Origin of the sequence: Microbacterium sp. Leaf151 (assembly GCF_001424225.1) — a bacterium.
In the GTDB taxonomy this organism is placed as follows: domain Bacteria; phylum Actinomycetota; class Actinomycetes; order Actinomycetales; family Microbacteriaceae; genus Microbacterium.
This window is the reverse complement of record NZ_LMOR01000001.1, coordinates 58,885-84,832: the sequence shown is the minus strand read 5'-3', so window position 1 is coordinate 84,832 and position 25,948 is coordinate 58,885. Positions and strand designations below refer to the sequence as shown.

36 protein-coding genes are annotated in these 25,948 nt (G+C 61.6%); 21 read left to right on the top strand and 15 right to left on the bottom strand.

Annotated elements, in window-relative coordinates; genetic code table 11:
• Window positions 1-514 precede the first annotated feature (514 nt).
• Complete coding sequence (locus ASF76_RS00365; protein WP_235561197.1) at window positions 515-661, bottom strand: hypothetical protein; 147 nt, start codon at window positions 659-661, stop codon at window positions 515-517.
• Between the two features lie 96 nt (window positions 662-757).
• Complete coding sequence (locus ASF76_RS16895) at window positions 758-910, bottom strand: hypothetical protein (RefSeq protein WP_156459066.1); 153 nt, start codon at window positions 908-910, stop codon at window positions 758-760.
• A gap of 104 nt (window positions 911-1,014) precedes the next feature.
• Between ASF76_RS16895 and ASF76_RS00360 the strand changes: the two genes are divergently transcribed.
• The 3 genes from ASF76_RS00360 (at window position 1,015) to ASF76_RS16890 (ending at window position 2,863) form a co-directional block, all read left to right on the top strand.
• A complete protein-coding gene (locus ASF76_RS00360) occupies window positions 1,015-1,956 on the top strand; it encodes a hypothetical protein (protein WP_156459065.1) in 942 nt (313 codons plus the stop codon).
• Window positions 1,957-2,005: 49 nt separating this feature from the next.
• Window positions 2,006-2,272, top strand: a complete 267-nt coding sequence (locus tag ASF76_RS00355) for a hypothetical protein (RefSeq protein ID WP_156459064.1) — start codon at window positions 2,006-2,008, stop codon at window positions 2,270-2,272.
• 180 nt (window positions 2,273-2,452) lie between these two features.
• Window positions 2,453-2,863, top strand: coding sequence for a hypothetical protein (locus tag ASF76_RS16890; RefSeq protein ID WP_156459063.1), 411 nt, complete (start codon window positions 2,453-2,455; stop codon window positions 2,861-2,863).
• An 85-nt stretch (window positions 2,864-2,948) separates the two neighbouring features.
• Here the strand turns inward: ASF76_RS16890 and ASF76_RS00350 are convergent, their stop codons facing one another.
• The 3 genes from ASF76_RS00350 to ASF76_RS00340 all read right to left on the bottom strand — a co-directional run bounded on the left by ASF76_RS00350 (window position 2,949) and on the right by ASF76_RS00340 (window position 4,488).
• Window positions 2,949-3,296 (bottom strand): hypothetical protein, encoded by a 348-nt coding sequence (locus ASF76_RS00350; protein WP_055951339.1) that lies wholly within the window; start codon window positions 3,294-3,296, stop codon window positions 2,949-2,951.
• Between the two features lie 254 nt (window positions 3,297-3,550).
• On the bottom strand, window positions 3,551-4,123 hold the full coding sequence (locus tag ASF76_RS00345) for a hypothetical protein (RefSeq protein WP_055951336.1): 573 nt from the start codon (window positions 4,121-4,123) through the stop codon (window positions 3,551-3,553).
• A 137-nt stretch (window positions 4,124-4,260) separates the two neighbouring features.
• Complete coding sequence (locus tag ASF76_RS00340; protein ID WP_055951332.1) at window positions 4,261-4,488, bottom strand: LPXTG cell wall anchor domain-containing protein; 228 nt, start codon at window positions 4,486-4,488, stop codon at window positions 4,261-4,263.
• A gap of 104 nt (window positions 4,489-4,592) precedes the next feature.
• Between ASF76_RS00340 and ASF76_RS00335 the strand changes: the two genes are divergently transcribed.
• The 5 genes from ASF76_RS00335 (at window position 4,593) to ASF76_RS00320 (ending at window position 9,443) form a co-directional block, all read left to right on the top strand.
• On the top strand, window positions 4,593-4,892 hold the full coding sequence (locus ASF76_RS00335; RefSeq protein ID WP_156459061.1) for a hypothetical protein: 300 nt from the start codon (window positions 4,593-4,595) through the stop codon (window positions 4,890-4,892).
• Window positions 4,893-4,917: 25 nt separating this feature from the next.
• Window positions 4,918-5,118: a hypothetical protein gene (locus tag ASF76_RS16885; protein ID WP_156459060.1), complete on the top strand. Its 201-nt coding sequence runs from the start codon at window positions 4,918-4,920 to the stop codon at window positions 5,116-5,118.
• An 896-nt stretch (window positions 5,119-6,014) separates the two neighbouring features.
• Complete coding sequence (locus ASF76_RS00330; protein ID WP_055951323.1) at window positions 6,015-8,690, top strand: bifunctional DNA primase/polymerase; 2,676 nt, start codon at window positions 6,015-6,017, stop codon at window positions 8,688-8,690.
• Window positions 8,691-8,718: 28 nt separating this feature from the next.
• On the top strand, window positions 8,719-9,198 hold the full coding sequence (locus ASF76_RS00325; RefSeq protein WP_055951320.1) for a hypothetical protein: 480 nt from the start codon (window positions 8,719-8,721) through the stop codon (window positions 9,196-9,198).
• A 38-nt stretch (window positions 9,199-9,236) separates the two neighbouring features.
• Window positions 9,237-9,443 (top strand): hypothetical protein, encoded by a 207-nt coding sequence (locus tag ASF76_RS00320; RefSeq protein ID WP_055951317.1) that lies wholly within the window; start codon window positions 9,237-9,239, stop codon window positions 9,441-9,443.
• A 194-nt stretch (window positions 9,444-9,637) separates the two neighbouring features.
• Here the strand turns inward: ASF76_RS00320 and ASF76_RS00315 are convergent, their stop codons facing one another.
• Window positions 9,638-10,135, bottom strand: a complete 498-nt coding sequence (locus tag ASF76_RS00315) for a DUF1643 domain-containing protein (protein ID WP_055951314.1) — start codon at window positions 10,133-10,135, stop codon at window positions 9,638-9,640.
• Between the two features lie 146 nt (window positions 10,136-10,281).
• On the opposite strand from ASF76_RS00315, the gene ASF76_RS00310 reads away from it, so the two are divergent.
• A complete protein-coding gene (locus ASF76_RS00310) occupies window positions 10,282-10,668 on the top strand; it encodes a histone-like nucleoid-structuring protein Lsr2 (RefSeq protein WP_055951311.1) in 387 nt (128 codons plus the stop codon).
• Between the two features lie 154 nt (window positions 10,669-10,822).
• Here ASF76_RS00310 and ASF76_RS16880 read toward each other — a convergent pair whose 3' ends face one another.
• A complete protein-coding gene (locus ASF76_RS16880; protein ID WP_156459059.1) occupies window positions 10,823-11,113 on the bottom strand; it encodes a hypothetical protein in 291 nt (96 codons plus the stop codon).
• Between the two features lie 469 nt (window positions 11,114-11,582).
• Here ASF76_RS16880 and ASF76_RS16875 point away from each other — a divergent pair, with 469 nt between their 5' ends.
• On the top strand, window positions 11,583-12,524 hold the full coding sequence (locus ASF76_RS16875) for a hypothetical protein (RefSeq protein ID WP_156459058.1): 942 nt from the start codon (window positions 11,583-11,585) through the stop codon (window positions 12,522-12,524).
• Here ASF76_RS16875 and ASF76_RS00305 read toward each other — a convergent pair.
• The 3 genes from ASF76_RS00305 to ASF76_RS00300 form a co-directional block, all read right to left on the bottom strand.
• The gene (locus ASF76_RS00305; RefSeq protein WP_082484759.1) at window positions 12,496-13,287 is read right to left on the bottom strand and encodes a J domain-containing protein; all 792 of its coding nucleotides are present in this window, start codon (window positions 13,285-13,287) and stop codon (window positions 12,496-12,498) included. The two genes, ASF76_RS16875 and ASF76_RS00305, sit on opposite strands and share 29 nt — an antisense overlap.
• Window positions 13,288-13,509: 222 nt before the next feature.
• Entirely contained in the window at window positions 13,510-14,517 is a 1,008-nt protein-coding gene (locus ASF76_RS16540) for a restriction endonuclease subunit S (protein WP_156459057.1), read from the bottom strand.
• A complete protein-coding gene (locus tag ASF76_RS00300; RefSeq protein WP_055951305.1) occupies window positions 14,514-16,388 on the bottom strand; it encodes an HsdM family class I SAM-dependent methyltransferase in 1,875 nt (624 codons plus the stop codon). Before ASF76_RS00300 ends, ASF76_RS16540 begins: the two co-directional genes overlap by 4 nt.
• A gap of 397 nt (window positions 16,389-16,785) precedes the next feature.
• Between ASF76_RS00300 and ASF76_RS00295 the strand changes: the two genes are divergently transcribed.
• The 6 genes from ASF76_RS00295 (at window position 16,786) to ASF76_RS17580 (ending at window position 19,668) form a co-directional block, all read left to right on the top strand.
• A complete protein-coding gene (locus tag ASF76_RS00295; protein WP_055951302.1) occupies window positions 16,786-17,466 on the top strand; it encodes a recombinase family protein in 681 nt (226 codons plus the stop codon).
• A 151-nt stretch (window positions 17,467-17,617) separates the two neighbouring features.
• Complete coding sequence (locus tag ASF76_RS00290) at window positions 17,618-17,980, top strand: hypothetical protein (RefSeq protein WP_055951300.1); 363 nt, start codon at window positions 17,618-17,620, stop codon at window positions 17,978-17,980.
• Window positions 17,973-18,155 (top strand): hypothetical protein, encoded by a 183-nt coding sequence (locus ASF76_RS16870; RefSeq protein ID WP_156459056.1) that lies wholly within the window; start codon window positions 17,973-17,975, stop codon window positions 18,153-18,155. Before ASF76_RS00290 ends, ASF76_RS16870 begins: the two co-directional genes overlap by 8 nt.
• 221 nt (window positions 18,156-18,376) lie before the next feature.
• On the top strand, window positions 18,377-18,973 hold the full coding sequence (locus ASF76_RS16865; RefSeq protein ID WP_156459055.1) for a hypothetical protein: 597 nt from the start codon (window positions 18,377-18,379) through the stop codon (window positions 18,971-18,973).
• A 199-nt stretch (window positions 18,974-19,172) separates the two neighbouring features.
• The gene (locus tag ASF76_RS00285; protein ID WP_156459054.1) at window positions 19,173-19,484 is read left to right on the top strand and encodes a hypothetical protein; all 312 of its coding nucleotides are present in this window, start codon (window positions 19,173-19,175) and stop codon (window positions 19,482-19,484) included.
• Window positions 19,485-19,539: 55 nt separating this feature from the next.
• Window positions 19,540-19,668 (top strand): hypothetical protein, encoded by a 129-nt coding sequence (locus ASF76_RS17580; protein WP_268773965.1) that lies wholly within the window; start codon window positions 19,540-19,542, stop codon window positions 19,666-19,668.
• Window positions 19,669-19,723: 55 nt separating this feature from the next.
• On the opposite strand, the gene ASF76_RS17575 is transcribed toward ASF76_RS17580, so the two are convergent.
• Together ASF76_RS17575 and ASF76_RS00275 are read right to left on the bottom strand one after the other, a co-directional pair.
• Entirely contained in the window at window positions 19,724-19,852 is a 129-nt protein-coding gene (locus ASF76_RS17575; RefSeq protein WP_268773963.1) for a hypothetical protein, read from the bottom strand.
• 116 nt (window positions 19,853-19,968) lie between these two features.
• On the bottom strand, window positions 19,969-20,286 hold the full coding sequence (locus ASF76_RS00275; protein WP_055951291.1) for a histone-like nucleoid-structuring protein Lsr2: 318 nt from the start codon (window positions 20,284-20,286) through the stop codon (window positions 19,969-19,971).
• Between the two features lie 140 nt (window positions 20,287-20,426).
• On the opposite strand from ASF76_RS00275, the gene ASF76_RS00270 reads away from it, so the two are divergent.
• From ASF76_RS00270 to ASF76_RS00255, 5 genes are all read left to right on the top strand, one after another.
• Window positions 20,427-20,957 carry a hypothetical protein gene (locus ASF76_RS00270; RefSeq protein WP_055951288.1) on the top strand — a complete coding sequence of 177 codons (531 nt, stop codon included), beginning with the start codon at window positions 20,427-20,429 and terminating at the stop codon, window positions 20,955-20,957.
• 220 nt (window positions 20,958-21,177) lie between these two features.
• Window positions 21,178-21,630, top strand: a complete 453-nt coding sequence (locus tag ASF76_RS16535) for a type II secretion system protein (protein WP_082484758.1) — start codon at window positions 21,178-21,180, stop codon at window positions 21,628-21,630.
• A gap of 159 nt (window positions 21,631-21,789) precedes the next feature.
• Window positions 21,790-21,975, top strand: a complete 186-nt coding sequence (locus ASF76_RS00265) for a helix-turn-helix domain-containing protein (protein ID WP_055951285.1) — start codon at window positions 21,790-21,792, stop codon at window positions 21,973-21,975.
• Window positions 21,972-22,226: a hypothetical protein gene (locus ASF76_RS00260; RefSeq protein WP_055951282.1), complete on the top strand. Its 255-nt coding sequence runs from the start codon at window positions 21,972-21,974 to the stop codon at window positions 22,224-22,226. Before ASF76_RS00265 ends, ASF76_RS00260 begins: the two co-directional genes overlap by 4 nt.
• 54 nt (window positions 22,227-22,280) lie before the next feature.
• Complete coding sequence (locus ASF76_RS00255; RefSeq protein ID WP_055951280.1) at window positions 22,281-22,748, top strand: type II secretion system protein; 468 nt, start codon at window positions 22,281-22,283, stop codon at window positions 22,746-22,748.
• Between the two features lie 216 nt (window positions 22,749-22,964).
• On the opposite strand, the gene ASF76_RS00250 is transcribed toward ASF76_RS00255, so the two are convergent.
• The 3 genes from ASF76_RS00250 to ASF76_RS00240 form a co-directional block, all read right to left on the bottom strand.
• Entirely contained in the window at window positions 22,965-23,450 is a 486-nt protein-coding gene (locus ASF76_RS00250; protein ID WP_055951277.1) for a hypothetical protein, read from the bottom strand.
• Window positions 23,451-24,048: 598 nt separating this feature from the next.
• Complete coding sequence (locus ASF76_RS00245) at window positions 24,049-24,498, bottom strand: hypothetical protein (protein WP_055951274.1); 450 nt, start codon at window positions 24,496-24,498, stop codon at window positions 24,049-24,051.
• 12 nt (window positions 24,499-24,510) lie between these two features.
• Window positions 24,511-25,875 (bottom strand): ParB N-terminal domain-containing protein, encoded by a 1,365-nt coding sequence (locus ASF76_RS00240; RefSeq protein WP_082484757.1) that lies wholly within the window; start codon window positions 25,873-25,875, stop codon window positions 24,511-24,513.
• Window positions 25,876-25,948 lie beyond the last annotated feature (73 nt).

The window sequence follows — 25,948 nt, the reverse complement described above, 5'->3', positions numbered from 1 at the left end:
CCACTACGTGGGACTCGCCAACGTGAGGCGACAGCGCACCCTGTCACCGCAGTTGCCGGAAGCTTTAGCCAGTACTGGAGTGAACTAACCACCCGCATATCCTGGGGAGCCGTCCCCATGTCTACAACTGACCACCCCTCCCGCTGCCTCGAACCGGAGTGCTGCGTCACTGTGTGCCGGTGCACTGTGGACTGAGTAACCAGCCCCAGAGATCACCGGCACACAGCTCCTTGACTCCTGAACGAGTACAGCTCGGGGCACCATGGGGACGCTTCGGTCAACTGCGGGAAGCTTTATGAAGACCACGGGGCTGCTTCAACACGCTCTCTTGCTCCAGCGCAAGTATGTAACCGGGCTGTTCTCCTGATGCTCGGCGAAGCCGAGCCGAGAGGAAGCCAAGCGGAGGGGAGAGAGGCGGACGCCGAGCGCCCGCACCCTCACCCAGCGGCCACGGGACTGGCCCTTTTTCTTTTTTCCACAGCGTTCTCCACAGGACAGCACCGGCTAGCGGAGGTCAGTCCGAGGCGAGACGCTCGATGCGAAGCGCCATCTCAGCGATTACCTTGGCCTGCTGCTCGATGATGACCAGTAGAGTGACGGCCAAATCCTCGACAGCGTCGCAGGCGACGCCGCCCTCCGCTCGCCCTACCCACTCGCTCACTGCGTCAGCGCCGATTAACGCCCACGAGCGAGCGAAAGGCGGCAGATTCGGGTCGTCTAGTTCCATGGCTGTAAACCGTCGCCGCGAGCGCGTTATTTACGGCTTACCGCGGTCCACCCAGTTTGTGTGCGCCTTCATCGCTCCGAGGATGGCGGTGCGCAGGACCACGAATGCGAGCAAACAGACAATGAGCGTCGTCAGGAGCACGGCTGCGAGGTAGGTGATTAGAAGCATCGGATCGAAGAACACGGACGTAGCATATACGCAACCTGCTCACCATCGATTAGGTCAGGGCGCTGTGGTGCTGCAAGCTAGGGAATGACTGTCGGGGGACGGCCTATTGGGGGGTTGGCATGAGTGATATCCGGTTCGAGTACCCGTCTTCGGGATCGCACAACGGGAAGCACGAGCATTCGTCTGCCGTTGCTTGCGCTGACATTGTGGAGGAAGCGGCGCTTGATCCCGCGAAAGCGGTGCTCGTCGTCACTGGAGACTTCGACGCCTCTGTCCGCGATCGCCTTCCTCACGAAGTCCGCGCCCATTGGACAAGCACGCGCGGCGACGGCGACGTCGGTGCGAAGGTCATGGCGGTAGGCGACGAAATGCATGTGCTGATGCACGAGTACTACTTCGAGCCGCAGCCTGACCCCTCTTTCGACTACGAGCAGCGGAACAAGATGATCCAGCGGCTGGCGCGCCACGAAAGCAGGCACGTCACGATGGAGCAGGCGGGTGAGGCCGGTGGACCGACCATCGATCGGGACGGTGAGGCGCGCCGCCGATTTCTGCACATAGCTGACGCGGTCATTAGCGAATACCGAGCCGAACTTGACGTGCCGCTCCAGTACGACGTGCCCTTCTCTCGCTTCGATCCGAAGGACGTTGCCACCTGGCTGCGGGATGCAATCACTCAGGTGGTGACGGTCGAATACCAGCGCCACCTCGACGTAGAGCGACTTGCGTACAGCATTGCGCAAATGCTCGAAATAGCCGTGAAGCAGCTTGCGCCTATCGCAGCGAAGCGAGCGCTCAGCGGGGAGGCTGTGGGGGCACCGTTTGATGCGAGCACTTCCGCGTCCAAGGACTGGATGGAGATGGTCGCGCCCAGTTGGTCGGACTTCGAGAACGCACTGCGAGCTGTCCCTCCCTCTCGTGACCGTGTTGCGGCTGAACAGCTAGCTCGGCTGACGCAGCAGCTCGCTGACGTCCTCAATGAATGGCTGCGACGCCTCGGGTTCGAGTGGAATGACACCGACCACACGTTTCTCATCAAAGCGTGGGATCTCTATACCTGACCACAGTGCACCGGACCACAGTGTCGTAGGTGGCGCATAGCCTCCGTGCATGCAACTGCCCGAAGGTGTCGAGGTCCGCGAGCTACCACCGCCCGATCGCCGGCGGCGTGTGCACTTCCCCGTCTATGAGGTGCGCAGGCACGGAAAGGTGCTCGGTCGGGTCGAGACGAAGCACATCGGCGGCGCACGCCACATCTTCTACTTCGCCTTCGGTATCCACCCGTCGACGGGACGGGAGGTGCGCCTCGAGGGGAACACCGACCTCGAGGAGCGCATCGTCACTGTGTGCCGGTTCACTGACGCACCGGAGGACTAATCACAGCACATGGGCGGGTACAGCGGGGATCGGGCGTAGGCGACGTCATGTCGCAGCGTCGCAGTACGGGATCGGTACAACGGGCACGAACACGGCACCGGCTGTCGAGGGCTGGTGCTGTCAATGAGCGCGCCTGCGCAACAGTGCACCGGCAGACAGCCGGGGGGATATGGGGGATAGATGACTACGGCACAGAAGGCCGGACCAGTTGTTTTCGAGCAGGAGTCCTACGAGATGCTGCTCGAAATGAAGAGCAGCAACCCGGATCGCTATGCAAGCACGATTGTCTTGGCGTGTCTTACACAGGAGATTGGTTCGCACGCCGCTTCTGTCGAATGGGCAGGTCGGCATTTGCACGAGCTAGAACCCATTCAGGATGCGGTCAAAGCGAGCATGCATCTTCCCGGCGACACGAACGGGCCTCAGGAGGCTGCGCTGATAGCAGGCCTCATGGTCAAGGAGATGTTCAAGGCACGCAGCGCGCCCGCACCCGCACCGCGCCGCCGTGCTCCGACACCTCCGCCCGCACCCGCCAAGCCCCGCAAGAAGAAGGCTGGCAAAAGCTTCGGGAAGAACAAGAAGCGTAAGTAGGCCGTGCCAGGCGGCAGTCTCACAGCATGCCCCGCTGTGAACGGGTTCGCATGCGGTCTGGTAGCACAGGGACTGGTGCTGTCAGCTATAGCGCAGGCAACCCCAATGCGGAGCCGACCAGGCCGACGAGCCCGAGGAGCGCCGACGACAACGCGATGCGCAGGTGACCGCCCGTGACGAGGCGACGGCGAACATAGGGCACGAAGAACAGAGCAAAGACGAGGGGCGCGAAAAACCACAACCACGGCGGTTGCAGGTTGAACAGTAGGACTGGTGACGCGAGCAACAGCAGTACGTATAGCCAAGCGACCAGTTCGTGAAGCCGGTATGCGTGGCGGTAGCGGGGATCGGTGCGCATGCGTTGCTTGCGCCACTTCTCTCTCCGGTACGACAAAGAGAGGCCGTTCTCGTCCTCCTCGTCGGGATCAAACATGCCCCGAGCGTATTGCAAACGAGAGGTATGTCTAGGCGACGCTACGCCGCAGTCTCGCAGCTAGCCTCAATGCGTGCAGGTGCACACACGCTCAGAGCGCCCGAAGACTGGTGTTGTCAGCTACGGCGCAGGTCTCACCCAGCCGCGATTGCAAGCTGCGTGAAGATCCCGCCGAAGGAGATGAGTGCGTTGACGGCACCGTTGGGCAGAATGTCGTACCTCAACTTGTCCCACACGGATGACTGGTCTGTTCCCTACGAGGCCGCCGCCTGGAACGCTGTGCGCAGACCAGCTACAGCTTCGGCGTAATCAAAGTTGAGGCCGACGGTCTCGTCGTCGAGAGCGTTCTGAATCTTCTGGATGAGCAGGTGGATGTATTGACGCAAGGGATCAGACAAAGCTGTGTCGGCGATGAGCGCCCGACGTGCCTCCGCGACGATCTCGATCAGTGCTCTGCTGGCTTCAGGTTGAAGTTCATAGACCTTGCCGTCGAGGAAGGCGGCGAATGTCTCGATCTCGTCGAGGTGCGCAGGAGAGATGAAGGTGTCGGCGTCGATAACGGTTTGCCAACCCGAGTTATAACAGACAAGGGGCTTCCACCATTCGGGGTACTGCCGCTGGAAGACTGCGACCTTGTACTTCGCGCCGAACGCAGGCGAGTGCAAGATGGCGTATATGCGGTTCAGAGCTTCGGCTGCCACCGCGATTTGCCTGGCTCCGTCAATTGTGTCAAGGCTCACCATCGCGGCGAGGCTGCTGCGTTGATCCGTCAGTTCCTCGCGCCACTCAGAATAGATGTCGTGCAGTACGAGGGCCGGGTTACTCATGAGCGAAAGCCTATTGCAGGGGGTACGACACCGCCCCGCAGAGTGGGCGGCACAACGTGCTACGCCGCAGTTTCCCGGCATGCCTGAATCAGCGTGGGCGCACACCTGCCCGAGCGCATCGGGGCTGGTGCTCTCGGCTACGGCGCGCGCTCAGGATCCGAACCAGCGTCGCCGGACTGAGCTAACTGCTCCTCCTCGAACGCCTTGGCTCTGGCCACCGCGTCGTCCAACTCCCGATTCCTGCGCTTGCGGCTGAAGTACAACCCGGCCACACCCGCAGCAACCGCACCACCGAGAGCGAGCGGCCATGACTGCACGAAGAAGCCGATTGCCACCATGAAGCTGAACAGGCTGGGCATGACCATGCCGAGAACTTCGTCATTCCTCATACCCACGCTGTGATGCTCCCACAGGACCGCATACCACCGCACACAGTGCACCGGCACACAGCTTCGGGAAGCCTGTCACCATGCCAACCATGAGCAACCCACAGGTGACCGGACCACTGTCGGACGACGCACCCACTGAGTGGGCGTTGCTATGGAGTGAGCACCCCACCTCCTACTGCATGCTCCTGCTGCAAGGGGCGCTCACGGAGCAAGTCGGTGCGGATGAGGCGGCCCGCCTCGTCGCCCAAGACCCCTCGCTCATACCCACCATCGCCTCGAAGATGCTCGGCAAGCTTCTCGAAGAGGATGATCGCGCCTTCCTGCGCCATTGCAGCTTCGCCATGCTTCTCATTCGAACGCTCTTCTCGGACGAGCGCTGATATGCCTCCCAACCAAGGAGGACACATGTTCAGCCCAGAAGTCCAGTACCACATGGAACGCGACCGCAAGGAGCCATCCAGTTGCGGATGGCAGCGGTGCTGGAAGCCAAAGGAACATCACTTCGACACCCGCGAAGAGGCGCGCGAGGCCTACGAGCGGTATCGCGACGATCTCAAAACCCTCGCACGCTACTTCGAACATGTCTCGCATTTGCGCCCAAGTTGATATTGGTTACCGTGTCAAACCGGAACCCTCACGCGATGCTGTGAGGGCCTACGGGATGACTTGATCATTTGAGGCAAGATTGGCTGCTGAGGCCGGGACTCCAACTTTGTGTGCCCGCGCTGTCCAGCGCTGATGACGGCCGACAGGTTTCTTAGATTCCTGTCTCCTTCTGCTCTACCCCCGTGAAGTTGGATAGCGGGGGTAGAGCGGTGAGAGCGGGAGTGAGTGGGGGGATGGTGTGCGCATACCTTGATATTGCTCTTGCTCGCGTACCTGTTTTGCCTCCTTGTCTGCATAGCGCTAGCGCCGAAAGCCCCGTGTCTCACCGGCACGGGGCTTTCCCCTCATGTGGCGGCCGTGGCGAGAGAGCTCCCACGGCTGGATGCAGCCAGATCGCGGTTAGAGGCCGTCTCAAGGTGTAGCTAGTGTCATCAGTGTCATAGAGGACGGCAAATGCCCGGAATAGCAACGGAGTCCCAGTGACACTGGTGACACTGACTACTTCGGATCTCCTTAGAAGTTTGAAGAGTTTGCTATTCGACGGTTTTGTATTTTCACGGGACTGTAACTTCGCAAACTTCTACGGTGCCCCCGTCTTCGGCAGTGTCACCAGTGTCACATCGTGTTGGGCGACGTGCCCACGACTTAGAGCTGGACCGGAGTTGATATGACTACCTGAACGCGCGGGACGCTTTCGGCGGTTAGTGTCCTTGGGGGCGTCACATGAAGGTTCGAGTAGGTCTTGGTCCACCATTCTCCTCACCTCATGTGACGCCCTTTCGCTTTGTGTAGCGGCGCCTGCGATCACAGAATCCCGGTAGCGATATTGAACTGTGACCCCGCATCGGTGTCCATCCGCTCGCAACGGATGAAGTTTGAGCACAAGGACCAAAACAATGACTCAGTCGTCAGCACCTGTCGCCGTTCAGCGGCCCGACGGTTTCACCCTCGATATTCCCGAAGTTCTCCAAGACCTCTTCCTGCTTCCGATCAAGCCCCTCGGCACGTGGAGCGAGAAGAGGGGGACGTGGGACGACAAGGCGACCTTCGTTACGGACTGGCAGCGCCGCGGCCGCGGCTTCGCTATCGAGCACGGCGCAACCGCCTACGGCATCCCCGCGGGAAAGAACCACCTCCTGTTCGTGGACATCGACACGCACAAGGAAGATGAAAACGGCTTCGAGAACCTGCAGGCGCTCGTCGAGGAGTTCGGCGGTGGCGAGCCGTTCGACACCTACACCTTCAAGACTGGTAGCGGGGCGCGCCAGATGGCCTTCTACTGCGCACCGGAGCTTCAGGCGCAACTAAAGCCGTCCAAGGGCTCGACCCTTCCCGGCGTGACCCTCGGCGTGGACATTCGCGTGGGTAGCTCCTACAGCATCGGACCGGGCTCAATCGCTACGCAACCGGACAACAGCATCGGCTACTACACGGAGGAGACTCCCGGTAAGGGCTTCACGAACATCGAGGATTACCCGTGGTTCGTCGAACTGCTGAAATCGCGTGCCGCTGGAACGAGCAAGAACCCCACCCTGCTCGCACGTAAGGCGGCATCCGCTCCGCAGGACACCGCCCGCACGGTAACCAGCACCGGTCCAAAGCTCACCAACCAGAAGGGCGAGAAGGCGATTGCACCCGTGGTCACGAAGCTGATGGCGGACGTTGCGGGCGGTGCAGGTCGGCATCAGGCGACCTTCACGGCGGCTCTCACGGCGGGGCGGCGCGGCGCATCGCAAGATGCTTTCAAGGCTGCGGCACTGGCGGCCATCGAGGCAGACCTCGCAACCGCGGGTGCGGCATCACCGTGGGACGGGAAGCCGCAGGACGCCATCACAGCGCAGTTCGACAACGGATGGAAGAAGGGCCGCGCGGAGGCCGCTGAGAAGGCGGCCACCGCCGACGAGTTCACCGCCTACGTGCTTTCGCGCACGTTCGTACAGCTTCACCCCGAATACCGCTGGGTAACTCCCCGTGAGAACCCCGACACCGGCATCGGCTGGTTCAAGTTCGACAGCGACCCCGCCTCGCGTGAGTGCGGTATTTACAAGGCGATGGATCAGCTTGTAGTCCGCAACGAGATTCTAGATTGGCTCACTGCCGTTGTGGATGCCGCTAACGATGAGGGCGACACCACACGGGCTGAAGCGGCTCGTCGTGCTCGTGACAGCTTCACGGTGGATGAGGTCATTCGCCAGATCAAGGGGAACTACGATGCGCGGGCCTACATTGAGGACTTCGACGTAGACACTCACCGCATCGTGGACATGGCGGGCATCCGCGACCTCAACACGATGGAGGTCGCACCGCACGATCCAGCCTTCTTGGCGACACGCAAGATCTACTTCCGTGGGGATGCCGACATATTCGCCGAGCACAAAGACAAGGTGGAGAAGGTTATGGCTTCGTGTCACCCTGAGGACCGCGCCTTCCTTGAGGCCATGTTGGGCACGGTGCTTCGGCAGGAGCAGCCCCTGTCGAAGAAGGGCGTCATCATTTACGGGCCGTCGAAGGACAATGGCAAGTCCAGCCTTGTCCTCCTTCTCCTCAAGGTGCTTGGCGAAAAGACGAGCAGCCCGTTCGGCATCAACGCAGAGCACAGCATCATCCACCGCAACGCGGAGAACAAGTACGCACGGGCTGACCTCGACGGTAAGACCCTCACCGTCCTTGACGACCTGAGCGCAAGCAAGGACATCGACTTCGAGATGCTGAAGCGACTGATCGGGTCCGGTTCAAGCCTCCAGACCCGTCAGATTGGTGAGCGTACACGATCGATAAATCTGTTCCACCTGTTCCTGCTGACGTGCAATCGGCTACCGAACTTCGGCCGGGGCGAGGACGTCATCGACCGCTTCGAGGTAGTGCTGTTCTGCTACAAGTACGCCGCCGCCGATAAGTTCGACGCCAACAACCCATGGCACAAGCCGCGCGACCCATTCTTCGTAGGCGAGGTGACCCGCAACGCGGCCATCCACGAGGCCTTCTACTACTACCTCCTCCTACTTCATAAGGCTTGGGCGGAGTCGGGCTCGCGCATCGAGGTGGACACCATCACCGACCACATCCGCGCCAACAAAGAGGATTGGATGGGCAAGACCAACACCTTGCACTCCATCATCAGCGAGTACGGGGTGCGGGACGAGAACTACTTCGTCACCGAGAAGGACCTCCACGCTTTCATCACCCACATGCTCAAGGAGCAGGGGCAGGGCGTGTTCGGCCAGCAGACACTACGCACCGATCTTGAGGTGCTGACCGTGTTCCGCGAGTGGGGCGTGTGGTCGTCAAGCAAGCGCCGCCGGTCAACCACGACGGCGCTCAAGAACCTCCTGCAATCGAAGTGGCACGAGCCCATGACCCCGCCCGCGAAGCCTGCTCCGGATGCGGCCAACATCTTCGTCGGCCTCCGCCTCAAGACCGACGAGCGCGGCGACCTAATGACGGAAGACGAGTGGGAGATAGTCGTGGCCGGTGGTGAGCGTATCCGCCAGGCGTTCGAGTCTGACCCTGCGAAGGACCTTGACCCGCTAGGCATTCTCGTACGAGACGATGCAGCCGACATCGACTTCTGACCATCAACCCCCAACAAGGAGAAAGGACATGAGCCAGCTAACCCTGTTCGAAGCAACCGGAACCACCCACCTGCCCGCGCCTGTGAAGCCGCGGGAAGCGCCGGTCGCTCGGATCACCACACCGCAATACCGCCTCATCCGTGCGCTGCTTGAGCGTCGCCCTGAGCGCAAGGAGGTGCTAGACCTGCTCACCGGCCTCAAGCCCGAAAGCGCTCCCTACACCAACGACTACGCGCGCCGCTGGTGCCTGCGCCGCTTCGGCTTCATGGATGGGCTCGCTGCTAGTGATCCCGCGGCCCTGCGCGAGCGACAGCGGGATGCGTGGCGGAGCGATGTGCCCGAAGCCTTCGTGAAGTTCCAGCAGGGGAGCGGCCACCGGCTCACCTACGCAGAGGCGAGCAAATTGATCGGGTGGTTGGCCATCAAGCCAAACCAACGTGCCACCGCCGACCTCGACGACAACCGCGAGTGCTTCTTCCTCAGCTACGCAAGCCCACTAGACAACTGACTCGCACACCACCGCACCCCCACACAAGGAGAAAGGACATGACCGCTTCCGCCACCATCACCCCCGCCCGCCGTGACTTCGAGCTTGCAGCGATGCGCCACCTGCTTGAGATGAGCCGCTGCGTATTCAACAACCCGCAATGGGAGGGACTGTCACCTCTCGCCATCGCCACCTCCTACGCCGATGAGATGGAGATGCTGAAAGCTCGTGCGAAGGCTGCCCGAAACGCGCCCCACGTCGCGTAGAGGCTCGCGCTCCTGAGTCGCGCCCGATTAGCTGCGCTCCCATCGCGGCTAATCGGGCGTAGTGTTGTCGCCTACGGCACTTTTCCTGTGGTGCGCAGTATCCGATGGGTGCCGCAGCCCGCCGCGCACTCCTACTGGTGCGCTGCCTTGAGCGCCCGCGTGGTGGCGAACGTTTTGCACGAACGGAGGCGCTGTCAGGACCGCGCCGTCTCGTTGCCCCTGCCCGGGGGCGGTGCTGGCCAATCGCGCAACGGGGAGATCGCGGGAACGTACAGAGGATGCTGCGGGTGGCCTGCTTTCGTGACACTGAGGGCTCGAAGCGGCGGGAGCAGGGTCAATGCTCGAGCGACGCGCGCCGGCTCCGCATTGGTCCCCCAACCCGCTATGACCGGACCGATGGTCTCGGCGAGGGCACGGTCGTTGCGAGGACCGACCGGATCGGGGGTGGCCCGCATGACGGCAGGGCTCGGTGAGCGGAAGGCGTAGAGGTTTTTGATCACCATGCCGCCGAACCCCTCGCGTTGCGCGAACCCGACGCAGCGGCGCAAAGTCGGGTCCAGCTGCACCGCGTCGGCCGTGCTCGGGTTCAGCAGAACGAAGGTCACCGCGGGAAGAGCGCTGTCCCATACGCGGGTCAGCGAGTAGCGGTAGTCGCCCTCGATGTCGGCCTCAGCGACCACGAACTTCGACATCTTTCCTCCTCCTACCTCACTCTAAGGGGGCGATCGAAACGCCCCTTCGCAGCGAGAGCACACCGCTGCCCGAAGCCATTTGACAAGCTCTAGAAGCCCGTCATGGTTGTGCCATCCAACCCGCAAGCACCGCGAAAGGCACTCCGATGAAGGACACCATCACCGTCGTCAAGGACTCCCTCACCAAGAAGGAGGTCAGCGAATACTCCGAGCACTACCTCGCCATCGACGGCATCGGCTACAGCCTCCAGCTTTCGCCCGACAGCCTCCGCAAGCTGACCACGGCGCTCGAACCCTTCGTGAACGGTGAGGACACCAGCGTCGAGCCGTCCCGCTACTACTCCCCGATGCGCCGGGCGCGCGCAGCCAAGGGCGAAGGCGAGGGTGCCAACAGCCTGCCGCCCGAGTACCGCGCCGCCGTCGCCGCATTCGTGGAGGAGAAGGGTCTGGGAAAGGTCGCGAAGGGAGGCAGCGTGCGTAAGGCGTTCATCGACGCCTTCGAGGCCGCAGGCCGCCCGGGGCTCGCGTCCTAACTCAAGCCCCACCCGAACCGCCCCGCAGCACCACCGCGGGGCGGTTCGCCTTTGTATAGGCGGTGCTACGCCGCAGTCTCGCAGCGAAAAGCCGCCCGATGTGGTTCGCCTACCTCGGGCGGCTTTTCGTCGTGAGCGACGGCCTGAGCGCAAATCAAGCCATGGCGGTATTCCCACGGTAGATATCACCCTCGACGTGGGTCAGCACTTCACCCGTCTTCGAGGTGGCTACCCAGACATACGTGCCTTCGCGATAGTCCACGCTCCAACCTGCTGCATGCATGGCCTCTGCAAGCGTTTCGTCAGCACCGCCCGGGAAGAATGCGATGCCGCTGCTCGGCGGCTCGAACGCATCCAGTATTGCTTTGATCCCGTCTATTGATTGCGGCTTCTCCTCCGCAATGCGCTTGAGGGTGCGGTCATAAAGGTCCCAATAGGCTTTCATGGTGGCATGTTGACGGGCCGAGGGTGCGAGTGCAACGAGGAACCGCCACCGGCGACCTTCTGCCGCTAGGCTCAGGTTGCGGCCGCCGGGTTCGCCGCTGTGCTTTCTGGCTGCCAAGCAACCCGTTTGGGGGAAGACGTTGAACGAACTGGAAGGTCTAGAGCGGCCGACGCGGACTCCATCTGCTGCGCTTATCGCTCTACAGAAGCACATCGAGGCCGCGGGGTTGGAGGTGAAACCTGTTGGGGCCTCTACTCAGTGGCGACGTCTCCAGGTCATGTTCCCAAATGGGCGTTCGCATAGACGCTCGTTCATCTGGGAGCAAGATGCTGACGCCGTCGCCGACTTGGACTTCAGCGCGATCGCTTTCCTTGGGTCTTACGATGCTTTTGTCAACCGAACGACTGGAGTCATCGAGGCAGCTTTGGACTTTCCGAGCGGACGGCCCTTCAGTGCTGGACCTCGTCGAATGCAGGAGATCTTGACGGCAGCTGACCTGGAAAGCGGTACCGGTGGCCCAAGCCTGAACCGTGATGGAGCATTCGTGGTGTCGCGCGGTGCTCGCAGTCTCGAGATTTCGTCTCCCTCCGAAACGGCGAAAGCTATATTGGGGCCGCGACTTCGCTCCCTCTCCCTCAAGCTAAAAGGGTTTGAGGCGCACCAGCATGACGAAGCTATGGCCGTTCTTGATAGGCACGGACAGAGCTTCTTGTTCGATCTTGATGTGCGATACAACCTTGGCTTCACATTAGGCCGCAAGCGGTCTTCGGTGCAATTACGTCCGGCAGATCCCGTGAAACGCGCTCCTGCCTTTCCTCGCAACGGATACGCACTCGAAGCTCTCGCGCTGTATCAATACGGTAGGCAAGCGGCGGGGTTGCCGCTACTCGAGTTTCTTGCCTACTATCAGGCGGTCGAGTTCTTCTTTCCATCTTTTGCGCACGCTGAAACAGCTTCTCGTATCCGTGCACACATCTTGCATCCTCGTTTCGAGGCTGATGATGACAAGCAGGTTGCCGCCCTCATTGAACTCGCGCGACCAGCCGTACAGAGCGGCGCATCTGAGCGAGATCAGTTGAGAGCTACGGTACGCGCAAGCACGACGAATGAAGCGCTGCGGGAAGTCATCGCCGGCATCGAAGCCCAAGTGGGAGAACACTTCACGGCCAAAAAGCCCCCTCTGGCAGGGACGAACCGACTAAATGTTGACGGCGACCTGCGTGATCAGGTGGCAGATCGCATATACGCAACACGCTGTCGCGTGGTGCACACGAAGGCTGACGGTGGTGGTAACCAGACCGAACTTCTTCTGCCCACCAGCCGGGAAGCAGAGTCCCTGGTCGCGGAAAACATGTTGCTGCGCTACCTCGCGCAGCAGGTGCTCATCGCGAAGGCGACGGCTTTGCCTTGAACCGTGACGCGGTTGCGAGGTATTCCTCCTGTAATTCCCAGCCGGTCATCGCGCGGCGAGGCATCACTACGGCTCGGACGATGGCGAGCGCAATGCCGCCGAAGACGCGCAACGGTACATAGAGAAGGAGCGCGCCGAACAGTGCCGTGGGCAGGTACAGCAACATGTAGAAGGGGTTGGCGTCAGCCACGTTGAGGTCGCTGCTCACCGCTCCGAGCACTCCAAAGCTGAGGCAAGCCGCAAGCACGATGCGCCACAGCCATCGCCGCATGCGCCGCCATCGCAGAACGAAGGTGAGTGGCACTCCCTTGTCGAGATGGGCGCGCTGATCCCGCTGGCGCAGTGAACGCACGGCGATGACGTATGGGCGGGTTCGAGCCTCATCAGTGATCGCCTGTGCTTGTCGCATCGCCTCATGCTGCTCCCGCGCGACCCATTGGCGCTGCGCCGCTTCCTGCCGCGCCCGCTCTTGCGCTGCCGCCTGCGCATAGGCCTGGGCGAAGGTCTCCTGCGGCGAGGGGTCGCTGTGTGCTTTCGGCTTCGGTTCCCCTTCGCGTAGGTGGCGGTCGTAGGCGGCGCGGCTGCCGGTGTCGCGAAGCACCGCCCAAGCTTCACCCACCATGCGGAACAGTGCTGCGTTGCCGCCCGCGTCGGGGTGCACCTGTCGCAGCATGCGCCGGTAGGCCGTCTTGATCTCATCGGCGGTAGCTGTCGGCTGCACGCCGAGCACTTCGTAGTGGGTGAGGGGTGTGGTTGCGGCCATGGAGGCATGGTGATGGGCGCTATGAGCCAGCGCAATCTGGGCCAGGAACAGGCTCGAACCGGTCTGCTCAGTGCCCTGATAGCGCGGGGATCACGTCGCCCGCGAGGGGGTCCGCGCCTAGTCCGTGACGCCAGTAGCCGCCCCTGGGTCTAAAGGCCCGTTGCGAGCACGCTCGGAAACCTGCTGCGCGTTTGACCTCGGTCAGTGCTAAGCGCCGGCCCCCTAGATCGGAGGGCTAACGTCTGACAGTCGAGCATCGTCCGTACGCACCTGCACAGCCGCCGAGAAGGGCAGCCCACGCATCACCGCATCCATGTAATCCCAATCGGGTGCCCCGCGTTGGGTGGCTGGCAGACGTACCTCGGTTTTCTTCATGCGCTCCAGGTTCCACTTATACCCGTAGCTGAAGCGGCGGCGCTCAAACCGAATGACGGCCGCGATGAAGTGTAGGGACCATTGGCTAATGTGCGCTCGGGGTATGAGCACTTGAACGTCATCAGACGCAAAGAACTGCTTATCTTGATAGAAGGCCACCCCGACTGAGTTGCCGTTATAGGGCACAGTTAGACAATGCGCTCCGAATGTGGGGTCGAGGTCGCACATGTCCGTGATGCCGTTGTGCTTCTCGCTCGCGCCAATAAAACGCGTCGTTCCTGGCGCCCGGTCAGCCTTGGTGACTCGTCGGCCCTTCTTTAGTTCAAATATGCTTTCGAGTGCGAACGGCTTCCAGGCGGAGATGTCGGATAAGGCCACGGGCGGGCCAACAGTGCGGACTAGTCGACTATGGGTCGGTATGTCTACCTCCTCGACCCAATCGGGGACCGTATCAGGGATGCTCAGTGTCGCCAACGTTCGATTAGCCTCGCGACCGAAAGCGCTATACCGGAAAGCATTTGCGCGGATGCACATAGAATAGTAGAGCCGCGTGTTGAGCGACATCCGGGCATCAATCGGCGTCAGAACAGCAACATTCTGCGCCGTATAAAACGGCAGTTGCTGTACGTAGCTCGATAGCAGCCGCGATCCACCTAGCGCAACAGTCAGCAAGCCTGCCCTATAGGGTGCAACTCCAGACACCGGCTTGACAAAACCAGCCACTCCGGACCTCCCCGTTAGGCCGCCGATCCGGCCTACGAAGGCTATGCCTGTTTCGCGCGTCGCCTTTTCCATCTTATTCATGTCGTACTTGTTGCCGTACTCGATGTCGAACAGATCGGCAAGAGTGGTCACTCTTCCAGCTCCGTCTCAACGTCGTCGCCATCGTCGATGGTGCTACTTAGGGAGAACATGGCGTAATCGAGCAGCACTCGTTCGAAGTCAGCAAGATCGAGCGCGGAGTAGTCAGTTTCCATGTATGCCTCAGCGACCCATTCGTCTTCGGCGGTCACCTTCCGCATAACAGATTCACCGGGTACCACTTCACGGTTGCGGAAAGCCTCAACCCAGCGGTCGCGCACCTGAGTCCACGTGTGGTGCTTGTCGACGCGGCCTAGATTTTTGACCTTGACGAACGAGTCCTCGCGCCAGTATCCAAACCAGGACTTACGGTCGGTTGCGGCGTGCGGAACGCCGGCGGAGAAGACCATGATGCATGTGATTACGCCCACAGGGTGAAAAACCTCAGGGGGCATCGACATCACGGCCTCGAGGGTGTGCTTCTTGAGCAGGTTTCGCTTATGAGTGCTTGGGGCGGTGGCACACGAAATCGGCACGATGGCAATGCCTGTACCGCCTTTCTCGAGGCTGTCGAGCATCTGCTCGACGAACCGCAGCTCGTGCAGGTCCTCTTTCGTCTTAGCGTAGGGAGGATTCACCATGCCAACATTTGCCCTGTGTGCCTTTATGCCGCGGGCAATGGCGGTGTCGAAGCATGACCCCTGGTAAAGGTTTGCTTTGCCATCACCTCGGAGGATCATGTTCGACGCTCCGAGGGCATACATGCTCGGGTTCTGCTCAACGCCGATGAGGCGATTCTTCTTGATGTCTGCGACTTCGGCTTCTGTTGTGGCAGTCCTGATCATCTGCACCATCGACGAGATGAGGAAGCCCCCTGTCCCGGCGCAGATATCGAGCACTTTATCGTCCTTGCCCACGTTAGCAATTAGTCCGAAAAGTTCGGTTACGTGTCGCGGCGTAAGAACAATACCAAGGCCCTTGCCGTCGCCACCGGTGTACTTTAAAAACTCGCCGTAGAAGGCGCCCACTACATCGAAATCGTGGTACACGGTGATGAAAGGCATCACTTTCTCGGCGAGCATCGTCACAATCTCGTTCAGCAAGCCCTTCGGGTACCCCTTCGTAGGCTTTCGTAGCTCGGGGTGTACCTGAATGCCGGTAAATGGCTGGGTCATGTTGTCAAGCTTGTCTACAGGTAGGCGCGCCGCTCGGATGACTTTCTTGATGGATTGGATCCAATACTCTGGCAAGTCGACTGCTGGGTATTCATCGTAGGTTCTCGCGAAGACCTGGTCCTTAAGCGCTATGAGGCTACCTGCGACTGCAAGCGGCTTTTCCTTCTCCTCAAGCTCGGCCTCGTCGCGCATGAAGACATGCATCTCCATCGCAAAGGACAGCAGGTCGCGTTCTCGCTGACGCTGAACCCGCGGATCGAATGACGCCGCGGCTATGAGGTCGCCGAGACCAATCATCGTGGTGACAGGCGCGCCTGTCGGTGAAACGAGATCGTGCTCGAGGTTGGAGCCCTTCGGCGTGACGAAGAAAGACCACGCGTTTGTCTGCGGCGTACCAGAGACGGCGATAGAGATCACCGTGTAGTTCGGGGAGAGGTGCCGCGCGTAGTGCAGAACCCCGTCCACCGCGTAGTCCTTCGGTAGGTCGCGAGCATCGGACTGGTGATGCCTGACATCGGCCTTGCACTCTACAAGAACCACCATGTCGGGCGTGCTGGGGCTGGTGATGATGAACTCGGGATACCCGGCGGCGCGGCCCTTGCCTGACTTGGACGCCCGAGACAGCGCTTTCCGGATCGCTTCTACTGCGGACTGCTGCTTCTCCACGACGATGCTGTCCTCGTCGTCGTAGTAACCGAGGCTTCGTAAGCGAGCCTCGACGAGATCCTCAGTTATTCGTTCGTTAGCCATCACAGTCCCTATCGGCGGGTCGGGTGCCCGCCCGGAGTCCAAAGCTCCATTGTGCCGCACCGACTGCCCAGTTCTGGCGAGCCGCGTGCATGGAGCGGGTGCCTCCCCAGCGGCGGTCGGACTGACAGGTCTGGAGGTTCGGGCAGCTGGCAGGCGGTTGCACGGGGCAGAAGCATTTTCTCTCGGCGTTCCGCGGCTGGCGGCCCAGACCATCGGCCAGGCGGGGGCGGGACGCATCCCATGATGGCTAGAAACCGTTCCGATCCGGGCGATTTGTCGCGTTCGCGAGCAACATCGCTTTTGCTGTCACGAGCCACCGCCAACACACCGTTTCGCTGCCTTTTGACCCTACCGATATTGGCCTATGTAAACCCGTATCGAACAGAGGAGCCCCACGATGATCTACGGCTACGCCCGAGTGTCCACGGAGAACCAATCGCTCGAACAGCAGGAGGCTGAGCTTCGAGCAATGGGAGCGGAGGTGCTACTAAGCGAGCGCCGCTCCGGGGCGAAAAAGCGCCCCGAGTTAGAGAAGCTGCTCGAAGAACTCCAAGAAGGAGATGCGCTGTACGTGGTGCGTCTCGACCGCCTCGCCCGCTCAATACTCGACCTTGACCGCATCGCCACCATTACGCGAGATAAGGGAGTGACCCTGCGTATGGGAGGCATGACCTACAACCCGAGCGACCCCACGAGCAGGCTGCTCTTCAATCAGCTCGCCCTCATCGCTGAGTTCGAACGAGACCTCATCATCGCCCGCACCAACGAGCGTCTGGAATACATGCGCGCCGAGGGGATGCAAGTGGGGCGCAAGCGGCTTACCGACGCGAAGCAGGACGCGGCAATCTTCCGCCTGTACAGCGACGGCTACAGCTACAGCGAACTACAGAAAGCCACCGGCCTTTCCCGCTCCGTAGTGCACCGGATCGTGCGCGAGGGCACGGCGGCCGACAAGGAGGCTCAAGACCCAACGATCCGACGTGCTCGGCGCACGATCGAAGCGACGCAGCAGCGTGTCCGCTCCAAGCCCCTGCAAGAGCTCCGGAAGATGTTCGCGCCGAGCGAGGAGGCAGCATGACCGCGCCCCGTCGGACTTCATTCGCTCCGATCGGGGTGGGACTAGGAGCGCTCGCGCTGGCTGTCGGCAGCTACGCGCTGATGCTCGCACCGCTGGCCTACGCATCAATGCTGCTGTCGGTCGTCGCGGTAGCTATGGCGGTGCGGAAGAGATGATCCCGCGCAACCTACCGCCCACCTCGACCTACAGCGACTTCCCCTACGCGGAGGCCCGCTTCGTAGAGCACTACCAACATGATCCCGCCCGCCTCGTGGTGGGACGCGGCAACCTCATTAGCTGCAAGGCGCGCCTGGTGCAGGGGAGAAGCGAGGTGGAGGCCCGCATCGCTACGGTTCGCGGCGTCATGTCCTTCCGCGTCGACGAGCCCGAGAAGTGGGCATGGGTGCTGCTCCACCCAGAACAACGTGCCGACCGCCTCGAACTCCAGTGGCTGGACGAAGAACGCCGTCGCAATCAAACCACCCGCGCTGAATGGCAGACGCGGACGATCCGAGGAGTACAGACCCATGACTAGTCGCAAGGAACAGGGCGAGCGTGCGATTCGCGCACTGGACAAGATGAGAAGCGGCGGAGCGCGCACCTTCAAGCTCCCCGACGACCCTGAGAGCGATGAGGATCTCTCCGACCTCCTGCGCAACCGCGCCGCTCCAAACCCCGACGAGAAGGTGCGCCAGATTGTCCTCCCGTGACCTGTCACGGCGTCACGCGCGCATCGGGGTCCGGCCGGATAAGGTGACGACGTGAGCTATAAGACTGCTTCCCGAACTCGCAGCCGCCCCTCCGTGGCGGTGGATTCGTGACTTCTATAGGCCCGCTGCCGGCGACAGCCTCGGGGCACGCGCCCTCGGTGAGAGCGGCGGAGCGTTTATTGTCCCGTGCCCACACGTCGGTGGAGGGTTTGTTTCGAGCTGTGGACGTACTCGATAAGGAACGTCGCGCCGCCAATGCGTCGCCGAAGGGGAGGTCCGCGCTCGCTGAGATGGACGTGCTGAGATCGGCCGTCATCTTCACTGGCGCTGGCCTGGACGCGACAATGAAGCGTCTGGTGAATGACGTAGGGCGAGCGCTTATCGCGGGAGGAGCGACCGGCGCGCGCGCGAACTTCGAGTCTTTCCTCAAGGCGGAGCTAGCGCAACCGAAAGTTCCGGATGGCCTGCGCGACGCCATCCTGCACGTTCACCCCGATCAGTCGCTCCTTGCTTACTTCCTGGCTGCAAGAACGAAGGCTAGTTTCCAGGGGAGTTCAGACCTCAGCAGTCGTGTTCGCCAGACCCTCGGCATCCCTAAATCGGCTGTACCCGACACGCGGTTGGAGTCGCTGGATGGCTTTTTCGTCGCGCGCAACAACATCGTGCATCAGATGGATATCGAAGACCCGTCGAGCGGTTCCGTTGCTCGTATCAAGAGATCGCCGGTACAGGTGGCGACTGATTGCGGCGAAGTGTTTGCAGTTGCCGGGTTGCTCATACGCGCTGCGGCCGCAGTCTGCAGGAAAGCAGGCGTCTGAAGCCCGGTCCGCTCGCCCGGCCCCGGCGCTAGGTCCGCTCACGACTCGAATCAAACGGACGGGGGATTCAAGGCAGCCAGTCGCACCTAACCTGCCGAACCCGCCAGGGCTGGCTTCGCAGACCTCTGATGACGCTTGCGACGACGCGAACGGCCCGGTGGTGGTCCTGATATTTGTCACACTGACAAAGGAGGACGCCGTGACCGGTGAACCAAAACGGACCATCGAGGAAGCGACCACAAGTTATCTCCGGTGGCGACTGCTTGAAGACCTCGTGCTCAGAGACAGACTTGACAATGAGGTGCGGTGGCTGAACGCGGATGGTGTGAGCGTGAGCCCATTGGAAGCGGATCACGAGCGAACCATCAATGCGCACTACGACTACCCGCGTATCCTTCGGGATGTAATCGTACTCATGAGCAATGCGGCAACCGACGTGCGCATCGCGCTCTTTCATATGCCCACCATTGACCTCGCTATCTCGCTGTACTGGCTGGGCGATGATGAGTGACCTCGCCGCCTCGTGGGCGTAGCTCAGGCAATCGTGCGAAGCCCGACAGGCACCCGTGCCGCTGGGCGACTGGTACTCACGCCGTCTGGCCAACGCCGCAGACAACGGTGACCTCGAGGCGGATGCCACCCCCGACACCTCTTTCGGCCCCGGAGTATGGATGCCTGACTACACACAGCACTGACACCACGAAGCCCCCGCCTCATCCGTAAGAGGCGAGGGCGTTGCTATGCGAGCAGTCAGAACGTGGATGGTTCCTCGTCACCGCTGTTTTCGTCCGCAGTGACCGGGTCGGGGATGCCACGGATCGTGTCACGTATCCACAGAAAGCCCATCACCGCTGCACCTGCGGCTCCGATGGCGGCCACGAGCATGATGCTGTTCCCTGCGCTGGCCTTCCCCGCCGACGAGTATGCCTGCCTCATCGCCTGCGGCCCACCGTGACGATGAGCTTCTTTCACAAGCTCGATCCACTCATTCGCCATTAGCGCGCCGCCAGATACGCATCCACGATGGCCTGCGGCACGCGCCCGCGGTCACTGACCTTGTGCCCGTTCTCTTTCGCCCATGCTTTCAGCTCCTCGCGGTTCCAGGTGGGGGAGCCCTTCGGTGTGCGCTTGCCGCTCGTGCCGTCGCGTGTGCCGTGCTCGATGAAAAGAGCCAGCGCATCCTCAAGCTTCTTCCGATTGCGAGCAGAAAGGTCGATGGAGTAGCTGGTGCCATCGAAGGCGAAGGTGACGGGGGAGGCGTCCTCACTGCCGTCAATGTCATCGGTAATGCTTGTGTATGTACGGGTAGCCATAAGACGGATCGTACACCCGCGACAGCGAAGTGCCGCGGCTCACGCGCATGCTGGTTTCCTTTGTTTCCCGTATTTCCCGTAGCGATATTAGTTGTGCCACCACCTAGGCGCCCAACATCACCACTAAAGGAGCAAGAAACATGAGCAAGTCATCCGCAAAGAGCAACGCATCCATCGTCAACCTCATGGTCACCATGGTCATCATGGGCTTCGTGTTCGTGCTCGCCGCCCCGTCTGTCCAATCGACTGTGGCAAAGGCTGCCACCACTGCGGAAGTCGTCGAGAATCAGGGGAGCATGCGCAACGAGGTTTCGCGCATCACCGCAACCGGTGACCTCTCCGCGCTCGATAACCTCGAAGAGGAGTTCACAAGCGGCCTCGCGAACATCAAGAAGTCCATCGGTGACGAGAAGGTGGCCGAGGCTGAGGCTGAAGCCGCTCCCACGCTGCGCTTCGCGAAGGAGAAGACCGCCGCGGTTGAAGCCGCCAACCCCGTGCTGAACAAGACCGTGATCGACGTGCAGGACATGGCACCTGCGGCCGCCACCGGCTCTACCGCCCCCTCCGTGAGCATCGCCCCTGCCGCTATCGCACCCACGCTGTTCGCTGGCCTCGTCGTCTTCATCGTGCTGTGGACAGCCTTCAACCTCCGCAAGAAGGACAACGCATGAGCCGCCGCAGAAAGGTGGGGACTGCATTCGCGCTTGCCGCCGCGGCCATCCACCTTGGCTGCTGGGCGGTGCTGCTATGGCTCATGTCAGGGGCCCAACCCACACCCGTTCTGCCGGTCTAGGGGAACTCGCGGAACTAGGGGAAACCCAAGTTGATATTACTCCCGAGGCAAAACGCCTCGATTAATCGCCCCTTAGGGCTAACAAGGAGTAAAACCCCATGATTTCTTTCATCAACAACGCGCTTAAGCACCGCAACGGCGAGAAGGGCTTCTCCCTCGTCGAGCTCATCGTCGTGGTTGCCATCCTCGGCATCCTCGTGGTGATTGCTATTCCCGTATTCGGTGCTATCCAGGAGACTGCTCGTCACAACACCGTCAAGACTGCGGCCGCCAACGCTGCGACATCGCTTGCGGCACAGGTGACCGCTAGTGGCCCGAGCGCTGTCCAGCCCGCTATCGAGAAGCTAAACAGCCAGAACCCGAGCGAGCTTCGGTACTCTGCTGGGGGCGGTACGCAAATTGAATCCGTCACTGGCGGGACAATCAACGTGCCCGCTGTGCAGGCCTCAATGGACTCTACTGACACCATCTACGTGTATGCGGTGAACAACCGCGGCGAATGGGCAGGAGCCGGTTCTGCTGGAGCGGCAAGTCAGTCCTGGCCTCGCTAAGTTTCTGGCCTTCGAATGCGAAGGAGCCCCCACCGGAGTTGCTGATCCGGTGGGGGCCTTTTTACGCCCGCCCACAGCTACGAGCAATAGCGGAAACAAGATGATATTGGCCACAAGGTTGGGAACTACCCCGCCCTTACCGCCTGGGAGGCTTTCGTCATGACCGCTGAGTTCATCAAGGTGCCCGAAATGGCGCTACTACTTCGAGTGTCGCGCCCCACTGTCCGCAAGCTCATCCGCGCGGGTGCGTTCCCCACCCACCTCGTGGGCAACCACAACCGCGCGCGCCGGTCCGACTTCATGGGGTTTCAGCAGGAGTTCCTGAAAGGTCAGGCGGGAGGGTGACCGTTCGTCAGCCGACGGTACCTGCGTCGCTCGACGACCTGTTTGAGGACCGTTGGGAGCGCGACGCGCAGGTGGAAGAGGATGCCCGCAGCTTCGTGCAGCAGATGGGTGACCTGGTCGGTTCGTTTGTCGAATGGACCGCTACTCGTGAGTGGTGGGAACTCTGCCTCATGGGGGCCATCGGCGTCGCTGCGGTGGTGGCCGTCACTGCCGTGGTCAAGCTGCGACCGCGCCGCTACCGGCTCCGCTGATAACTACATCGCACGTTGCCCAGGCCGTGCAGGGAACTGACAAGGAGGCTTCCCATGACATTTGCAATACTTCGACAAGCCCGCACCCGCGGGGAGCGAGGCTTTGGCCTCGTGGAACTCATCGTGGCGGTGGCCATCCTCGGCATATTGCTCCTGGTTGGCTTGCCCATCTTCGGTGCAATCCAGGAGAAGGCGCGCCAGAACGTACTGCTCTCGATGGCCGAGCAGGTTGCCATTGATGTGCGTGTTGCGGAGGAGTCTGGCGCGGACCCGTTCGCCGTCGTGCAGTACTACAACGACCAGCACCGTGGGGAGTTCGCCTTCACCGCCGCACCCTACGACTACATCGGCGCAGGCTTCGGAAACATTCGCATCACCCGCACCGTGGGTGGCATCCACAACTTCTGGCACAGCGGCCGGGAGCAATCGACACCCGGGAATCTCTACATCTACGTGATGAACGACCACGATGAATGGGCGGGCGCGGGTGCAAATCGCAAAGACCTAAACGGCTGGACTTGACGAACCCGGGAGGGGCGGTGGCTGAGGCTACCGCCCCTTTCTTGTGGGAGCAGGCGGCGCTACGCCGCGGCACCAGCGACGAAGCTTGCCGCAATGGGTGCGAACATGCTTCGAGCGCACACACGCTTAGGTTGTCAGCCACGGGCGGACTCGCGCAAGTAGCTCATGGTGGCTCCGTGCTGCCCCTGTCTTACGGGGCAGCACGGAGCTTTCCTGTTACGGCAGGGCCGGAGCTGAACTACGGCAGGCGAACGTCGAGCCGCCCTTCACGTCGTACCACCACAGCTGCTGGCCCTCGGGGCACAGACCTCGTTCGGTCAGGTACGCCACTGCTCCAGCGATGAGAATGGTCGACACGGGGCATACTCCGGGGATCGCGCAGAGGGCGAGGCCGAGCGCTGCGCCGCCTCCGCCCACCAGCAAGGCTTGATCGGCGCGGTTCAGGCCGACGGCCATGTACTGCCCTTTCGTGACTACTTCGATCATGGGCGATACAACGCCAGGGTCAGCGATTGCTTCACCCGTCGCCGCAGACGCGAGGAACGTTGCCTCCGAGGGGAAGGTCAGGTCCCCCTCGGGGAAGTGGTACTCGTAGAGGGTTGCTTCCCCTGCCCGAATGGCAGTACGCGGTGTGTCGCTCGCCTCCAGCCCTTGCAGCGCAGTCTGGAACTGCTCCGGTGTGATGGTCTCGGTCTGGGCCACAGATGCGGATGTTGCGATTACTTCCGTGCTTTGCGCGGAAGCTGCTTGCGTTCCTGTCAAACTCGCGGCAGCTACCACGCCAACGGCGAGAATGACGCTTGCGGTCTTGCGGAGGTTTCTCAAAGTGAGTCCTTTCGTTCGAACGGCGAGCATCAACCGTGTCACGAACGCAGGACGTTGCAGGTTAGAAGGTTCTCATCTCCACAGGTTGCAGTGCGAGGGGCGAAAGGTAGTGTCGAGTGCAACCGGATGGAGGTCCTACCTTGAAAAGCTGGCTTATTCTCCTGGCCGTAACGGTCGCTCTCCTTGCGTCGCTGTGGGTGTCTGCTTCCGTGCTTCCGGCGAACTCGCCGATACCCCCGCTGATCGGCGGAATGACGGTGGCCGCGGTAGGTGCCGGGTCCATGATCATCCGTGGCCGTCGACGCAGGCTTGACGAACGTTCGCAGGAATCGCGCTGACTGTACTGACCCCGACCAACTCAATAGCGGTCGGGGTCAGCACGTCTCCGCCGCAGCACCAGCGACGAAGCTTGCCGCCGCGGGTGCGACTACGATGCGTACACGCACGTCCTCAGACTGTCAGTGCGCACGGCGGGCTATGCGAACAGCTTCGGCGCACTTCGCGCAAGCAGGTTGTCGTACACGTCAGCCTGGCGGAGTGGGAAGCCTTCTCCTGACGCCAAGAACGGGTCGGTGTACCAGTACAAGCGGCGCATGCCCCGGTCACTATGTTGCTGCGCGAGGCCTTGAGCTTCGTTCATTGTGAACAGCCATACCTCATCCTCCGACAGCACGACGGTGGCGAGCACCTGTGCGCGAAGGTCGTGGGGGAAGTTCCACCCCACCGCGAGCTTGCCTCGACCACCCGCGGGCGTGGGCTCCCGCACCGTCTTCACCTGCACGGTGATTGCTTGAGCGGTGGTGGGGGAGTACACCACGAGGTCCACACCCGAATCGGTGGTGAGGCGCGCGCTGTCGAGGCCCATCTTGAGCAGGCGGTACTGCACGAGCAGTTCGCCCGCTGCGCCGATGTGCTGTGTAGTCATGGTGTTGTCGCCTCAGAAGCCGGGATCAAAGGTCTTGACTCGCGGCAGATCATCGAGGATGCCCTTCGCTGCATCTTGCTCTACGCGCATCCTGTCGCGCATATCGTCATGCGCGATGGTCAGGTCGCCAAGTTCTTCGTCCAACTCATCGACAAAACGTTGCATGACGCCTTCGGCGTCGACCAGCGGTTGTAGATCACTCTCGCTCCAACGCAGATCGAATACGCTCTCGTAGGCGGAGCGGGGCGCGGTCTTCATTGGCGAGACTGCGTCAGAGGCTCTGTCGGCCGCGACGCGCTTCTGCTGGATCACCGCCCACTCGGCCAGTGTCATGGTCGAGGGCGTGTACGTCGGCAGCGGCGCACGTTGCCCCATGTGCAGCGCGGTCCTGTCCCACGCTGTCGGCGGCAGGACAGTCGCGCCGTACAGCCCAAACGGCTCGAAGATCGGACGAAGCTGCGGGTGCGCGTCAGCGAACTCGTACAACTCGTGCCAGTCCCACGCCTGAAACTCGCTGGTGCGATTGAGCACCATCCGCAGATACGCCGCTTGCAGGTCGCTCCGCTTGACTACGAGCGCGGGAACGGTGCCCGACGGCCACCATCCTTCGGCGTGTAGCTCGTTGACAACTTCGAGTCGTGTCGTGCCGTCGATGGTGTGCAGATTCTGGTCCAGGATCAACGGGGCGACGAACCCCGTCAAACCGATTGCTCGTTTGGCGGCAGCCTTCTTCTCCCACTGCCGCATTTTGAAGCCGCCTCGTGCGGTGATGGCCTGCAGAGGGACGGCTGGTTCCAGCTTGTAGCTGGCGAGCCTTTGACGCGGTTGGAGTGCCTTTTCCCGCTCGCGTCGCGCGCCCTTCTCCTGTCGCCGCACAGCCCACCGCTCGTAAACCTCCTTCTGGTCGTACTTGTCTTGACCAGCGCTGCCATCGAGCTTGTACCTCCGCATCGACTCCGTCAGAAAGCTCTCGGGGATAATGTGCTCCCCGAACAGACCGAGTGGCTCAAGTGTCGCGAGGTAGGTGAAACTGTTGTGGGGGACAGCGAGGAAGGCGTCTACCTCCGCATAGTTCCATCGCTGAAACTCCGCGCTTTTGTTGACGATGAAGCGCAACAGACGTGCTTGAGCTTCGGTAGTTTCCAGCCGCATCACCGGCACCGTGCCCCACCCCGCCTTGAGAGCGGTACGCAGGCGCGTGTGACCGTCGATCACATTGCCGTGTTGGTCTGCCACGATGGGAGCCACGACACCCGAAGAGTGAACCGCGCGCGCCATGCGTTGCTCGTGTCGCGGCGGTACTTTAAAAGGCTGCGTCATCTTCAGCGACTCTGGCTGTTCATTGCCAAGACTGATTGTCTGAATCTCGTCACTCATTCGCGCTACCCCCAAGCGTTGCGAAGACTCCGGTTAGCCTACAGTGGGGCGCGCGTGGTCATGCGCGAGGGTA